The organism is Agrobacterium salinitolerans (genome assembly GCF_002008225.1).
GTDB lineage: Bacteria > Pseudomonadota > Alphaproteobacteria > Rhizobiales > Rhizobiaceae > Agrobacterium > Agrobacterium salinitolerans.
Genome location: NZ_MRDH01000016.1, coordinates 125,017 through 138,187, shown reverse-complemented (window position 1 = coordinate 138,187; position 13,171 = coordinate 125,017). Strand labels below are relative to the sequence as shown.

General features: G+C 57.6%; 12 protein-coding genes and 1 pseudogene. 4 read left to right on the top strand and 9 right to left on the bottom strand.

The window, feature by feature from the left end:
• Positions 1 to 6: 6 nt before the first annotated feature.
• The 8 genes from ggt to BS627_RS12735 all read right to left on the bottom strand — a co-directional run bounded on the left by ggt (position 7) and on the right by BS627_RS12735 (position 8,054).
• Positions 7 to 1,764: a gamma-glutamyltransferase gene (gene ggt, locus BS627_RS12770; protein WP_077983601.1), complete on the bottom strand. Its 1,758-nt coding sequence runs from the start codon at positions 1,762 to 1,764 to the stop codon at positions 7 to 9.
• Positions 1,765 to 2,071: 307 nt separating this feature from the next.
• Entirely contained in the window at positions 2,072 to 2,953 is an 882-nt protein-coding gene (locus tag BS627_RS12765; protein WP_077983600.1) for a carbohydrate ABC transporter permease, read from the bottom strand.
• A complete protein-coding gene (locus BS627_RS12760; protein ID WP_077983599.1) occupies positions 2,950 to 4,038 on the bottom strand; it encodes a carbohydrate ABC transporter permease in 1,089 nt (362 codons plus the stop codon). Before BS627_RS12760 ends, BS627_RS12765 begins: the two co-directional genes overlap by 4 nt.
• Positions 4,039 to 4,051: 13 nt before the next feature.
• Entirely contained in the window at positions 4,052 to 5,320 is a 1,269-nt protein-coding gene (locus tag BS627_RS12755; RefSeq protein WP_077983598.1) for a sugar ABC transporter substrate-binding protein, read from the bottom strand.
• A gap of 227 nt (positions 5,321 to 5,547) precedes the next feature.
• Positions 5,548 to 6,045 (bottom strand): DoxX family protein, encoded by a 498-nt coding sequence (locus tag BS627_RS12750; RefSeq protein WP_077983597.1) that lies wholly within the window; start codon positions 6,043 to 6,045, stop codon positions 5,548 to 5,550.
• Entirely contained in the window at positions 6,042 to 6,824 is a 783-nt protein-coding gene (locus tag BS627_RS12745; RefSeq protein WP_193600483.1) for an HvfC/BufC N-terminal domain-containing protein, read from the bottom strand. The genes BS627_RS12750 and BS627_RS12745 overlap by 4 nt, the downstream gene beginning before the upstream one ends.
• Positions 6,821 to 7,702: an MNIO family bufferin maturase gene (gene bufB, locus BS627_RS12740; RefSeq protein WP_077983595.1), complete on the bottom strand. Its 882-nt coding sequence runs from the start codon at positions 7,700 to 7,702 to the stop codon at positions 6,821 to 6,823. Before bufB ends, BS627_RS12745 begins: the two co-directional genes overlap by 4 nt.
• 64 nt (positions 7,703 to 7,766) lie before the next feature.
• Positions 7,767 to 8,054: a BufA1 family periplasmic bufferin-type metallophore gene (locus BS627_RS12735; protein ID WP_077983594.1), complete on the bottom strand. Its 288-nt coding sequence runs from the start codon at positions 8,052 to 8,054 to the stop codon at positions 7,767 to 7,769.
• A 306-nt stretch (positions 8,055 to 8,360) separates the two neighbouring features.
• On the opposite strand from BS627_RS12735, the gene BS627_RS12730 reads away from it, so the two are divergent.
• Complete coding sequence (locus tag BS627_RS12730) at positions 8,361 to 8,663, top strand: hypothetical protein (protein ID WP_077983593.1); 303 nt, start codon at positions 8,361 to 8,363, stop codon at positions 8,661 to 8,663.
• A gap of 592 nt (positions 8,664 to 9,255) precedes the next feature.
• On the top strand, positions 9,256 to 9,711 hold the full coding sequence (locus tag BS627_RS12720) for a hypothetical protein (protein ID WP_131829418.1): 456 nt from the start codon (positions 9,256 to 9,258) through the stop codon (positions 9,709 to 9,711).
• On the opposite strand, the gene BS627_RS12715 is transcribed toward BS627_RS12720, so the two are convergent.
• Positions 9,703 to 10,149: a MarR family winged helix-turn-helix transcriptional regulator gene (locus tag BS627_RS12715; protein WP_077983590.1), complete on the bottom strand. Its 447-nt coding sequence runs from the start codon at positions 10,147 to 10,149 to the stop codon at positions 9,703 to 9,705. The two genes, BS627_RS12720 and BS627_RS12715, sit on opposite strands and share 9 nt — an antisense overlap.
• 222 nt (positions 10,150 to 10,371) lie before the next feature.
• Between BS627_RS12715 and BS627_RS24995 the strand changes: the two are divergent.
• Positions 10,372 to 10,603 (top strand): annotated as a pseudogene (locus BS627_RS24995) (2-oxoadipate dioxygenase/decarboxylase family protein); the annotation flags it as partial.
• A gap of 455 nt (positions 10,604 to 11,058) precedes the next feature.
• Positions 11,059 to 13,002 carry a methyl-accepting chemotaxis protein gene (locus tag BS627_RS12700; RefSeq protein WP_077983588.1) on the top strand — a complete coding sequence of 648 codons (1,944 nt, stop codon included), beginning with the start codon at positions 11,059 to 11,061 and terminating at the stop codon, positions 13,000 to 13,002.
• Positions 13,003 to 13,171: the final 169 nt, after the last annotated feature.

Genomic DNA, 13,171 nt, shown 5'->3' with positions numbered 1-13,171 from the left:
GTGTGTTCAGTCCCCGAGAACCGCTCCTTCGCGTCTTGGATCGGCGCTACCGGCCAAACCCTGGGCGGTCAGCTCGATCGCATGCAAACCGGAATTCATCTCACCCGGTTTCACCTCGTAACCCAGCGCCTTCAGCGGTCCTGCCAGCTCCTCCGCGCTGGTGTCTGCCTCGATGTCGTAGGTGCCGAACCGGTTGATGAGATGCGGCTGGGCGACGATCGCCTCAACCGGCATGCCCCAGTCGATATAGGCGATCAGCGCCTGCGCCACATAGCCGATGATCTGGCTGCCGCCGGGCGAACCAATAGCGAGCAGCGGTTTTCCATCTTTCATCACGATAGTCGGGGCCATCGAAGAGCGCGGCCGTTTGCCGGGCTCGACTCGGTTGGCGATCGGCAGGCCGCCATCGTGGGTCTTGAAGGAAAAGTCCGTCAATTCGTTATTGAGCAGGAAGCCATTCGTCATCAGACGCGAGCCGAAACCGCTTTCGATCGTCGTCGTCATCGAAACAACGTTGCCCTGCCTGTCGACGATGACGAAATGGCTCGTCGAGGGCAACTCAAGCGCGGCATCCCGGCCGAAAAGCAGCGCATGGTCCCATTCCGGCTCGCCGGCCTTGACGACATCTTTGGCCAAGGCCTTTTCGCCGTCGAGCAAGCTTGCCCTTTCGCCTAGATAGGCCTTGTCGAGCAGGCCCTTGACCGGTAGCGGCACGAAATCGGCGTCAGCGACGTAACGCTCGCGGTCGGCGAAGGCAAGACGCTGCGCATCGCCGATAATGCGCCAGCTTTCGACATTTTTGGGCCCCAGCGAGCTTAGATCGAAGTTCTCCGCCATGCCGAGTATCTGGCCAATGGCGACACCGCCAGAAGATGGCGGCCCCATGCCGCAAACATCAAGCGCACGATAGATAAAGCAGACAGGTTCGCGTTCGATGACGCGATAATTGGCAAGGTCGGAAAGCGACAGCACGCCGGCATTGTCGGCCGCCTCGCGCACGGTTTTGACAATGGCCTCGGCAATTTGCCCCTTGTAAAACGCATCTGCACCGCCTTTGGCGATCATTGCAAGCGTTTCGGCATAGGAAGGATTTTTCAACGAAGTACCAGCCTGCAACGCGGCCCCGGCGGTGTCAAAGAAATAGGACCGCGCCTCTGGATATGTCTTCAGCCGGTCACCCTCGGACGCGATCAGAGAGGCAAGGCGAGGCGACACCTGAAAGCCCTCGGTCGCCAGCGTTTCCGCCGGTTTCAGCAGGCTCGCCCATTCAGCCTTGCCATAGCGTTTATGAGCTTCCTCCAGAAGTCGCACCGTTCCCGGCGTTCCGACGGAACGGCCGCCGATGACCGCGTTCATGAATTTAAGCGGCTGGCCATTTTCATCCAGGAAGAGTTTTGGCGTGGCTTCCATCGGTGCCGTCTCCCGGCCATCCAACGTTGTCAGCTTGCCGCTTTCTGCGTGGTAATAAACAAGGAAGGCGCCGCCGCCGAGACCGGAGCTCTGTGGTTCAACGAGGCCCAGCACGGTCTGCACCGCCACCATCGCATCTATGGCGTTGCCGCCCGCCGCAATCACGTCGCGTCCCGCTTTGGTCGCCAGCGGATTGGCTGCGGCGACCATGAAGTTCTTCGACTCGACACGTTTGGCGGTGGCAAGCCCGGTTGCCCTTTCCGGCGCCACCGTGTCGGACGCCTGCTGGGCGGAGGCGATTGCGGTGGAAAACATCAAGGCGAGAACAGCCTCACAGAGAAATCTCATTTTCATCGGCCTCATCCTTCAAAGCGGCGCAAACCATGAATGTGAGAAGGGCAAATCTCGCAGGGCGCTTAAGATCAACTCTCGGGCGACTGCCCTTCCCGGTCAAACATTCGATTTTAATGGCAGTGTGATCAGTCAATCTGGAACGACGATCTGCCGGCGCCGTTCAGCGTTCAAGTTCGTAAGAAAACACAACAGCCTCCGGGTTGGCCAGAATATTCGGCGCCAATGGAATGCAGCAAGCTCCCGCAAGTCCCAGTTCATTTCTCACTATCGCCTTATGTCAGGCCTTCACCCCGTGCAGGATGAGGCGCTATCCCTTTATACCGCTCGCTGCGATACTGGAGATGAACAGTCTCTGCAGGCAGAGATAAAAAATCAGCACCGGCAGCGTGATGATGGTCAGATAAGCCATGACTTCACCCCAGGGCGTGTTGAGCTGGAAAAAGTATTGCAGCCCGACCATGACAGGTCTGTATGTCTCGGATTGAGTGACAAGAAGCGGCCATAGATATTGCTGGCTGTACATGACGAGAAATTTCAAGATCGCAGCGGTTGCGATCACCGGGCCGCTGAGCGGCATCACCACCTGCGCATAAATCCGCAGCCAGCCGGCCCCGTCGATGCGCGCCGCCTCCAGCAACTCCTTCGGGAGATCCTTGAAATATTGCACGAAAAGGAAAATCGTCAGCCCGTCTGCGATCCATGGGATGATCTGCACATGCCAGGAGTTGAGCCATCCCCAGGTAAACCCGTTGCTGCCAATCCATGGCAGGCTGTTGACTTCCAGCAGCAACGGCACGGCAATGGTTTCAAAAGGAATGATGAGCGTGGCGAGGATGATCGAGAAGAGAACGTCCTTTCCGCGCCAGTTCAAGAAGGTGAAGGCGAAGGCCGCAAGCGAGCCAAGCAGCAGGGCGAGAAATACGGTAACGCCCGTCACCAGCACCGAATTGAATATGAAGGTCGCAATCGGCGCCCGGGCGAAAGCTGCTGTATAGTTTTCAAACGAAAGCTCGCCGACCGGCAGAAAGGCTCGTATCGACGTGGCGTCATTCAGCAGCTGGTCGTTCGGTTTTAGCGACGAGAACCCCATGAACAACAGCGGCAAAATGAATATCGCCGCGAAGGCAAGCAAAAGTAGATAGTTGCCGATGAGAAAGCCAAGGCTTTTGCGTTGTCCGGCCCGCATCATTGCTTCTCCCTTGTGAGGTATCGCTGGGTCAGCGAAATGCACAGAACAAGCAGGAACAGCACGACCGAAATTGCGGAACCGGCCGCAATGTCCTGCTGGCGGTATCCTCGCTCAACCGCTTGATAGACGATGCTTTGTGTAGAATCGCGAGGGCCGCCTTTGGTCATCACGTCGATCTGCGCAAAAAGCGCAAAAGCCTGCATGGTAATGACGATGACAATCAACACCGCCGTGTTGCGCAGCAGAGGCCAGGTTATCATGTGGAACCTCTGCCAGCGACTAGCCCCTTCGATGTCGGCTGCTTCGTAAAGATCCGGAGAGATGGTTTGCAGACCGGAGAGCCAGATGACCATGTGGAACCCGACGCCCTGCCAGACCGACATCACCAGAATGGCCCATAAAGCGGTATCGGTTCTGCCCAACCAGTCGACAGGTTGAAACAGTCCGAAGCTCATGTAGCCCAAAAGGCTGTTCAAGAGCCCGTTATCGGCTGCATAGATAAACCGCCAGAGCAGCGCCACCACTACAACCGACAGCACCACCGGCATGAAGTAGATCGCGCGGAAAATCGTGACGCCGGGTATCTTCTGGTTCACCAGCAGGGCAAGAAACAGCGCCAGCGCCGCCTGAACCGGCGCGACGACCGCCACGAAAGCCAGCGTATTGACGAGCGCTGTTAAAAACACGACGTCGCGCGCCAGAATGACGACTTGATTGTCGCCCCAGGTGAAGCTCTTATATTCCCGCATCCCTTCCAGATGGGGATAGTCGGGATTGTTGCGGGTGAAATTGCGAATTCGCGGATAGGAGACGGAGCCATCCGCATCCTGGCTGATGCTGCCGTCCGCCTCTTTTTCCGGCTCGAGCGTCAGCACGCCGATCCCCAGCAGCCGGGTGTAATTTTCAACGCCGACAAACTCGGTCGGATTGGGAGATGTCAGCCGCTGGTTGGTGAAGGAAAAACCGAGCCCCAGCAAAAAGGGCGCGATCAGAAACAGCCCGATCAGCACCATCGCCGGGGCAGCCATGAACCAACCCGTGAAGCTGTCCCGGGTCAGTTTTCCCTTTGAAGAAAAGAGCGCCATCGATAACCTGCCCCTATTTGGGTCGGTAACCGGAATTGCGCTCTATATTATTGTTTATCTCGTCGGTTGCGTTATCCAGCGTATCGGCAACATCCGCGCCGTTGGCAATGTCGGAAAGAGCCTTGGAAAAGACCGGCGAGATGAAGGCGTAAGCCGGAGTGACCGGCCGCAATGTCCCCTGACGTTTGGACAGCTCGAAGAATACCTCAAGCGGGCCGCCCTGTTTGTAGTTCTTCGTCATCTGGGCAGCCGAAGACGTGGCCGGGATAAGACCGATCGCGTCGGAAAACTGCGCGAGATATTTGTCCTGTATGGCGAATTCGATGAAGGCCGATGCACCTTCGGGATGCTTGCTGGTGGCCGATACGCCAAACTGCCATGACCCGGCGCCGATCTTCGGGCCTTTCCCGAAATCGGGCGCAGGCAGGAACAACAGATCATCGCCGTATTTCTCCAGCGCCTTCACCGCAACCCAGTTGCCCATCCATTGCAAGGCGTGGCGACCTTCCAGAAATCCGGTTTCGTGATCGGCAGGCGATTGCGAGGTTCCCGGTGCGAGCTTCTTTTCGAACAGGGACTGCCACCATTCTCCGAACCTGACGGCGTTGTCTCCATTCAGCGCGCCCTCGGCGGTCTGGTTGTTTTCCTTGTTGATCAAGCTGCCGCCGAAACTCTCCAGAAACGGGCTGAAGGCATAGCTGTACCACTCGGTTTTATCGGCCATGCCAAGATCCAGCGCATATTCGAACTTGCCGGTGGCTGCGAGTTTTTCAAGCGCCGCGTTGAACTCTTCGCCGGTCCAGGGCTGTTCCAGCGTTGGAATACGAATACCATTTTCATCGAGAACGGATTTGCGGGCGAATACAGCTACGGCTGCATCCCACAACCCGACGGAATAGAGCTTGTCTCCCCACTTGCCCACGGCGCCGGGCAGGAAGTTCGCAAGCTTTGCCTCATCGATCTTTAAAGGTTGCAGATAACCGGACCAGGCCCAGTTCGGCATGTTCGGCCCATCGACATCCAAAATGTCAGGCAACTTGCTGGAAAGCGCAGCGGCGGTGACGGATTCGTTATATGCGGTTTGAGGGAACTCTTGTAACGATACCCTCCAGTCTGTCTGGGATGAATTGAAGTCCTCGATGATGCCGGTCAGGATCTTGCGCTCTTCAACGTTTCCGGCACCATGATACCACATCGTCAGCTCGGTCTGCGCCAGCGCAACGGTGGAAAAAAGCGTCGACAAGGCAGTGGCTGCCCCCACTAAAATGGCTTTTGCGATCATGGATAGTCCTCCTCCTGATGAAGGGTAACTTCAACATCCACAGATTGTTCCGCAAAAAAATGCGTTCTGGCATTGCGTCGTCTCGAGAACGCGACAGGAAGAAGCTTTCCAGGCATGAACATCAAGGAGAAACAACAAGGGGGCCGGGCCATGCCTGCGAAGGTCGACGTTGCCAGCACCACGCCCTGGAATTCAGGCGGCCGGGGTGTTCCACGATCAACGTTCGGTCAGTGTCGGCGCAATTTGACAAGGGCATCCAGCGCTATCCGGCCGCCGCCATAGACCACGAGGGTCAGCGCCATGGCAGCCCAGGGCAGATGGAAATTGGCCCAGCCATCCGGAACGGTAAGCTGGATCACCGCCGTCATCACCAGCAGACCCAAAGCGGCGTAACGGGTGAAAAGGCCAAGAACCAGCAGCACGGGCAGAACGAGTTCGGCAATGCCCGAGGCCGCCGCCATGACCAGCGGCATAGGGTAGGGGATCAGGTTGCCGAAGATATGCAGCCTGAATTCCTGTTCGAACAGATATCTGGCGCCGGTCGATAACGTCAGAAATCCGTCCCATTTGGTCAGTCCTGATTTGAAGAACGGAATTGCCAAGCCAAACCGCAGTGCCAAAAGCGGCAATGATTGCGGAATGGAGGCGAGCAGGCATTCGGCGTGGCGATGAAGTGCTGCAAGCGAACCGCCGAGGCTGCGTGCGGAGGCAAGTTCTGTGGTCATGGAAGGTCCCCTTCACGGTGTTCAACGGCGCTAAAAGCGCCAAGGCCGATCAGGCCAATCAAGGCCGATCCGAAATCAAACGAAGATGTTGCGGCCAAAGCCGTCTCAGCCGCTTCGCCAAGGCTTGCGCCGGCAAAGAGACGCGCCGCGAAGGCAACATCTGCCGATGGCAGGACGTTGATCTCGACCTGCATGGCCGGCCGCACGACAAGCACCGTTTCGGCTCGCCAGTCGACAGGCGGTGTCACGGTTTCGCCCTGGTGGGCGTTCCAGATGCTGCCGGCCGGAAACGGCGATTGCACAAGCCGGGCCGAAGGATGCGGGATAAGCACCCTATCGAGAAGGTGTTCGGGTGAAAGGGCGGCGAGTTGGGAGACTTCGAGCGGCGCTCTGTCTGCCGCGTGATAGGCCGTGCTCCACGCCGCCTCGATCCGCGCCACATCCGCGAGATAGGCGAGAGACGATGCTGGCGGGAAAGTCGCAACAAAATCCGGGAAATCGTCGCCGTACTGCATGATGAGCGGTGAGGCCGGTTTGCGGTCGGCGGCATAGGCACGGGCCATTCCGGCAAAGAACTCAACGCCAACCAGCCGTTTCGTCACTGGAAAACGTAGCCCCAACGCCGTCGTCAGCCCGACATAGACGTTGTTGCGATAGATGGCAAAACGCGAGGGATCGGCAGCACCGCGCGCGGTGGTGATACCGTACGGTAGCGGTTGGTCCGGATCGAGCAGGGCGGAGGCAAAGGCGCCTTGGCTTTCGTAAAACTGCATGGTCACGCCGCCTGGCTGGATCGGCTTTTCAGGGCCGCTTCGTTCAACAGGATGTCAGCGCGCACCGCTTCTGCCTGAAGCGTCGCAAAGTCTGGCACGTCGTTGTCCCATTCGATCAGGGTTGGCAAAGCGCCGCTGCGCGATAGCGTGTGCCGGTAAAGCTCCATCACATCGGATCTGACGGCGGTGCCGTGGGCATCGATCAGCAGCCGGTCTCCAACGCTGTCGATGGTCTCGTCATAACCGGCAAGGTGGATTTCACCCACCAGCTCGACCGGGAAACGGTCGATATAGGCGACCGGATCGAGGCGATGGTTCACCGCCGAGACCATGACATTGTTCACATCGAGCAACAGCCCGCATCCGGTTCGGCTGGCAATGGCGGTGAGGAAATCCACCTCATCGATGGTGCTTTCGGAAAACAGCACATAGGTTGATGGATTTTCAAGCAGCATTTGCCGGCCCAGCCATTGCTGGGTCTCATCGACATGGTCGGCGACACGCGACAGGGTTTCGGCCGTGTAGGGCAAGGGCAGAAGATCGTTGAGGAAACCGGTGTCATGGGTCGACCACGCCAGATGCTCCGAAAAGCTCTGCGGCCGGTAACGATCGATAAGGTCGCGAAGCCGTCTCAGATGCCCGGTGTCGAGGTCACGGGCCGAACCGATCGACAGGCCAACGCCATGCAGCGACAGGGGATAAAGCGCTGCAACGGCTTCAAGATAACGGTGCGGCGGGCCACCGGCGCCCATATAGTTTTCCGCGTGGACTTCGAAAAAACCGATATCCGGCCTTGCGTCGAGGATAGTGTCGTAGTGTTCCGGCTTGAGGCCGAGGCCAGCACGGGGTGGCAGGACGGTGGCGCGGTCGGCTGAAACGGTCATTGCTGGTCTCCCGGTTTTGACGGATGAGGAGGAGGCCCGGCAAGCGGGCCTCCGGTGTCGCGGCTCAGCTTTTAGACGGCTCCAGCATGCCCTTGTGGCCATCCACGTTCAGCGTGGTGCACGTGCCGGCGGGTACGGCCTTCCAGGCATTGCCCTGGTAATCCATGGTGGAGGTTCCGGCGCAGGTCGTGCCGGCGCCGGCAGCGCAATCATTCTGCCCCTTCAGGGCGATGCCGTAGCATTTCTCGTTTCCGGCCATCTTTTCCGGTGCCAGCGGCGCAGCAAAAGACACAGATGCGACAGCGCTTGCGAGTGAGCCTGCCAAAGCGAAGGTGAGCGTGGAACGGTTCATAAATGATCTCCTCTTGAATGTCCGCAGACCGTTCATCGGCCGCGTATGGCTGTATTCGATCTTTCCGGGAGTGACGTTACAGCGTGAGGCGAACACGAAAGCGTGACCGCAATCTGTGACCAACGATTTTCGTCTCAACGTTCGGTGCGCGTCATCACGGCCTGCAGAGGGCGTCGGCCGTCGCAGTATTTGATTTTCCCGCTCTCTCAACCCGAACCCGGTTTTCGCCGAGCAACTCGACATTGAAAAAAATATCATGTCGTGATATAAAATCGGTTGGGAGACTGTATCATTCGGGGGGAACAGATGAACGACGTCAGTGAGATTGCAAAATTGTCTTCGTTGCTTGAAACGCGACTTTTGCAACATGGCCTGATTGAAAGGCCGGGCGGTGCAGTTCGAACCCTACCCGCTGATTTTCTCGAAAAATTCGATGGGCTGATTGATAATTCAACGGAACTGGAAGGTCTTTTGCGGATTGGCTATGCGGCCAGGCAGGGCGAAACCCTATCGGCTCCGGTCGCGAGCGCCGCACGATTTATGATTCAGGAAGTGTGTGAAGCCCTCTTCGACCGGAATGAACTGCAAGCGTTTCGCCGGACACACTGATTGATGGGTGTGCGTGACATTTTGTGTTCTTCGGTTTCTCACTGTGGCTTTCGTCTTGTGCGCCCTGCTGAATTTGGTTGGTGCGCCAGCCGTTGCCCAGACTGACTGTGCCGCCGCCGCTGAAGCATTCATGCGTGGGACGTCGGACAGATTGCTGTCGGTAAGCTCCAGAGGCGATCAATGTGTCGTCACTTATCTGATGCATCGAAGAGACAAACGGCCGATTCGGGTATCGCAGGATTTATCATTGGGAAGGGCTGACATCCTTCAGGCCGGTGATGAGAAGGACTTCTCGCAAAATAACAACGTCGATGAGTAGCTGAATTACGACTGCGCCTCCTGAGATTGCGCGGTCGCCAGCCGATTGATCAGCGATCTGTCCGCTTGGGAACTCCGGTGCGGCCGGTTATCCCTCTTCAGTTTTGTCAATCGTTGTTGTCGGGCTAACATGTTTCTCGTCGCTTTATCCCGCCATACGTGTCGCGCAACACCTAAATGTGACCAAAATGTGTTCAGTACGGCCGGGCCGCGTCTGCCGCTTTATGTCACCCCGTGATATACTTCGCGGCTATCGGCTGAGGAGGATGTGGTCGTGTTTCATGCGGTGCCAACAACAACTCGGATATTGGCTGCAATCAAGGTTGCTGGCCGCGCGCTCGATGAAACCTACGGCTGGCTGATCTTGTGGCTTCCAATCGCTCCGGTAATCATAGTTGTCGGTGCAACGATGATTGCCTTGACTGGTGATAGTGTAACGCCACTCTGGTTAAGGCTGTTGGCCGGCCTCGTCACTGCGACAAGTATTTTTGTCATTATATTTGGTGGATTTTTCAGCGCGTTGTTTTTCGCAGGGGCGGCGTGGCGACTTGCGCGGTCGCCTCAGCCTGGCAAAAAATCGACCGGCTCCTCTCAGCTGGAGCTCGGTCGATGGTTTTGGGTGTCGGGCACTGTATTGACATTGCTGTGGCTGATTCCATTTGCGATTACCATGGAGAATATCGCTTCAATGGTCATATCGTCCGCGGTTGTGACGCAGCCTTTAGGTTAGTTCGTTCAGATCGCGCAGTTTCCCAAGGGATTCGACAAGCAGGTCTTGATTGGCCAAGAGTCCTTCCAGATGTATTCTGGCAAGCGTTCGCAAAATGTGTTCGCCCTTTGGGGTGAGGCTAATCAGAATGCTCCTTTTGTCTCTCTGTGACGGTGTTCTTTCCACCAGACCGGCCGCCGCCAACCGGTCGACCAATTGCACCGCCCCATGCGCCTGGATGAGCATCAGTTCCGAGAAATCCCGTATTCTCATTTTCCCTTCCGGTGCGGTCTTGATGACCAGCATGGCCTGGTATTGCTGAGAAGTGACGTCGGCTTTTGCGAGAGCAGCGCCACTGAGCGACAGGAAGCGCCGCATGGCAAGCCGAAAGCCGGCAAGTCCATCATAGAGAGTAGAGGGGAGTTCAGCGTCTTCTGCGACATCTCCAGCGAGGCTCATTCGTAAAACCCTTCCAATAATTCACGGTATGACACTACATTATTATGGTCCGATTTAGGAGGACTGTGCGCGCAGCAAACCCTATGAACACAGGCCGGAAATGACTTGGGGTCACTGCGGTTCCCGCGAACCCTAATCTGCCGTCGCGGCCATAAAAAGATGGCGAGTTGCAAGAAGGCTGGCGGCGGCTCGTCGCCGAGCGATCGATAGGGCCGCACGCGCATGTCCAACTATGTTTCCACCAGCGAGATCCGTGCAGCGTTTTCAAGCGCCATGTCAGAAATGTACCGTGAGGAGGTTCCTGCCTACGGCACGCCGATGGCACTCGTGGCACGCGTCAATGACGAGGCGCTGAAGCGCAATCCTTTCCGTGTCTTCGGATGCCGACTGTTTCGTAAAGGAGGTGCTGGAAACATTTCGTTGGCATGACAAGGCCAATGTCGATTTGCATATGCCTTTCGGAGAAGCCACGCGTTCCGAGGACTCCTATTACGTCGTTTATCCGGAGAGAAAGGCGAATAACCGCAACGTTGTGCTGTTCGGAGACTGGCTTATCAGGCAATCCCGAAAACATGCAGATCAAGAGGCCAATCTACCAGGCATTTGATATTCCATAAATCGTGATTTCGATGCTCGGAGCCGTCTGCGGCGCGGCGAATTGTCAGCACTTGCCTATCCCGGGTAACACTTCATTTAGTTATTTTGTGAAATCTAAAATACGCAGGTTCCAAGGTTTCATCGGCGGAGCCGGTAGAACAAGCGGACCCGGAACGACCCGCCCGGCGGCGACTCGAAAAAAGGCGTCCGCTTGTCGCCCTATGAGGGGCAACAGCTACCCGCGATGTTTCATTATATATTCTCCGGCCTCCCGCGAGGGCGGCTGGAGAAATGTTTGCCTTGAGGCCATTCATGTCTTTCCTGAACAATACCAAGATAAAAACAAAGGTCGTTTTTGTCATCGCGCTGATGAGCCTGATGTCGCTTTCCGGCATAGGCTACGTCAGCCTGCAATATAAAAGCACCGACAACGTCTATAGCGATTTCATCGGCCATGAGGCCCTTGCTGCGGTTCTGAACGCCAGAACCAGCGGAAACCTCAATGCGCTTGGCATGCAGATGCTTCGCGCCAGCCTTAACGACCCGACGAGCGCTGATTTCGAAGCCGCTGTCAAAACCTTCAGAGCCGACCGTAAGCAGCTTGAGGAACGTCAGAACAAGATCATGGAGCTGGTGCCGGCACGCACCGATGCCGCGCGCGATATCCTCAAGGGTGTTGTCGAAGTCGAGGAGATCGGCAATCAGGTCATCGCCCTCATGCAGGCAGGGCAACGCGCCGAAGCGCAGCAGATGGCGCTCAACGTGCTTCGGAAAATTGCCGAAGTCTCGCCAAAGATCAGCGCCGGCAATGAGCAGCTCATCCAGGTGATGAATGAGGGTAGAGAACGCCTTACCGCCAGCACCAATACGACGATCTGGACAGGCCTGATTACGCTCGCGCTCGTTTCGCTGGCCGTGATCGCACTTGGCCTGCTCATTTCCTCCCGGGGCATCACCACCCCGATTGCGCGACTTCGCGCGCGCATGGAATCGCTCGCGGCCGGCGATACGGCAAGCGAAATTTCCGGGATGGATCGCAGGGATGAAGTCGGCCAGATGGCGGCCGCGGTTCAGGCGTTTCGCGAGAGCGCAGTCGAACGCCTCCGCCTTGAGACTGAGACGGAAGCCAACCGGTCGACTTCGGAAAAGGACCGGATCGAGCGTGAAAAACAGAAGACCAGGGAGGCCGCCGACGTACAGTTTGCCGTCGACAATCTTGCCACGGCCCTTTCTAAAATAGCACAGGGCGACGTTACTTACCGGATCGTTCAGCCGTTCGTCTCCGGTCTCGACGGTATACGTGGTGATTTCAACCGGGCTGCGGAACAGTTGCAGTCGACCTTAAGCCAGGTGGCGCAGAACGCCCGCGGTATCGACGCCGGCGCCAATGAGATCAGGTCTGCGGCGGACGATCTGGCCAAGCGCACGGAGCAGCAGGCGGCTGCCGTTGAAGAGACTGCGGCTGCGCTGGAAGAGATCACCACGACGGTGAAGGACGCCACGAAACGGGCGCAGGAAGCGGGTCTCCTCGTCGGCCGCGCCAAAGTCGGCGCTGAAAAATCCGGAGAGGTGGTGCAGCAGGCCGTCGCCGCAATGGAGCAGATCGCAACATCCGCCAATGAGATTTCCAACATCATCGGCGTGATCGACGAGATCGCCTTCCAGACCAACCTTCTGGCGCTGAATGCGGGCGTGGAAGCTGCCCGTGCCGGTGAGGCGGGCAAGGGTTTTGCCGTTGTCGCGCAGGAGGTTCGCGAATTGGCGCAACGATCCGCCGGCGCCGCCAAGGAGATCAAGAACCTGATCACGACATCCAATGGTCAGGTTCAGCAAGGCGTGCAGCTGGTTGGTGAAACCGGCAAGGCGCTGGAACTGATCGTGACGGAGGTGCAGGAAATCAACCGGCACGTCGCCGCCATCGCGGAATCGGCGCAGGAGCAATCCTCCGGTCTTCAGCAGATCAATACGGCCGTGAACCAGATGGATCAGGACACCCAGAAGAACGCCGCCATGGTGGAGGAAAGCACCGCCGCCAGCCACGGGCTTGCACGCGAGGCCTCTTCGCTCAACGGGCTGATCGCCCAGTTCAAACTGTCCGAAGGCGGTTATGGCGAGACCTCCGCCCCCGTGCGCACGGCGTCGGTTGCCGACAGGCCCACAGCGTCTCCCGCGCGTGCGCTTGGCGGCAGGATAAGGGCTGCTTTTTCAGGCAATGCCGCGTTGAATACCGCCCCCGACAATTGGGAGGAGTTTTGATCCTTGCCCTGTCTTTACGGCGTCTTTAGCTGAGGCGCTGAAAGCGTGGCTCTAAAAATTGGTCCCGGTGATCGGAGGTTTCGGACTCCGATCACCGGGACCTTGCTTTTGGGCAATGTCAGCCGGCCCGTCGCGGAGCAGGAATTGTGGCCGTCCCGACCGGAGAAAA

Excerpts from the sequence above, each read along its gene's own strand:
- BS627_RS12735 (WP_077983594.1), bottom strand. The coding sequence starts at position 8,054 with ATGAACCGTTCCACGCTCACCTTCGCTTTGGCAGGCTCACTCGCAAGC.
- BS627_RS12730 (WP_077983593.1), top strand. The coding sequence starts at position 8,361 with ATGAACGACGTCAGTGAGATTGCAAAATTGTCTTCGTTGCTTGAAACG.
- bufB (WP_077983595.1), bottom strand. The coding sequence starts at position 7,702 with ATGACCGTTTCAGCCGACCGCGCCACCGTCCTGCCACCCCGTGCTGGC.
- BS627_RS12765 (WP_077983600.1), bottom strand. The coding sequence starts at position 2,953 with ATGATGCGGGCCGGACAACGCAAAAGCCTTGGCTTTCTCATCGGCAAC.
- ggt (WP_077983601.1), bottom strand. The coding sequence starts at position 1,764 with ATGAAAATGAGATTTCTCTGTGAGGCTGTTCTCGCCTTGATGTTTTCC.
- BS627_RS12700 (WP_077983588.1), top strand. The coding sequence starts at position 11,059 with ATGTCTTTCCTGAACAATACCAAGATAAAAACAAAGGTCGTTTTTGTC.
- BS627_RS12760 (WP_077983599.1), bottom strand. The coding sequence starts at position 4,038 with ATGGCGCTCTTTTCTTCAAAGGGAAAACTGACCCGGGACAGCTTCACG.
- BS627_RS12715 (WP_077983590.1), bottom strand. The coding sequence starts at position 10,149 with ATGAGCCTCGCTGGAGATGTCGCAGAAGACGCTGAACTCCCCTCTACT.
- BS627_RS12750 (WP_077983597.1), bottom strand. The coding sequence starts at position 6,045 with ATGACCACAGAACTTGCCTCCGCACGCAGCCTCGGCGGTTCGCTTGCA.
- BS627_RS12755 (WP_077983598.1), bottom strand. The coding sequence starts at position 5,320 with ATGATCGCAAAAGCCATTTTAGTGGGGGCAGCCACTGCCTTGTCGACG.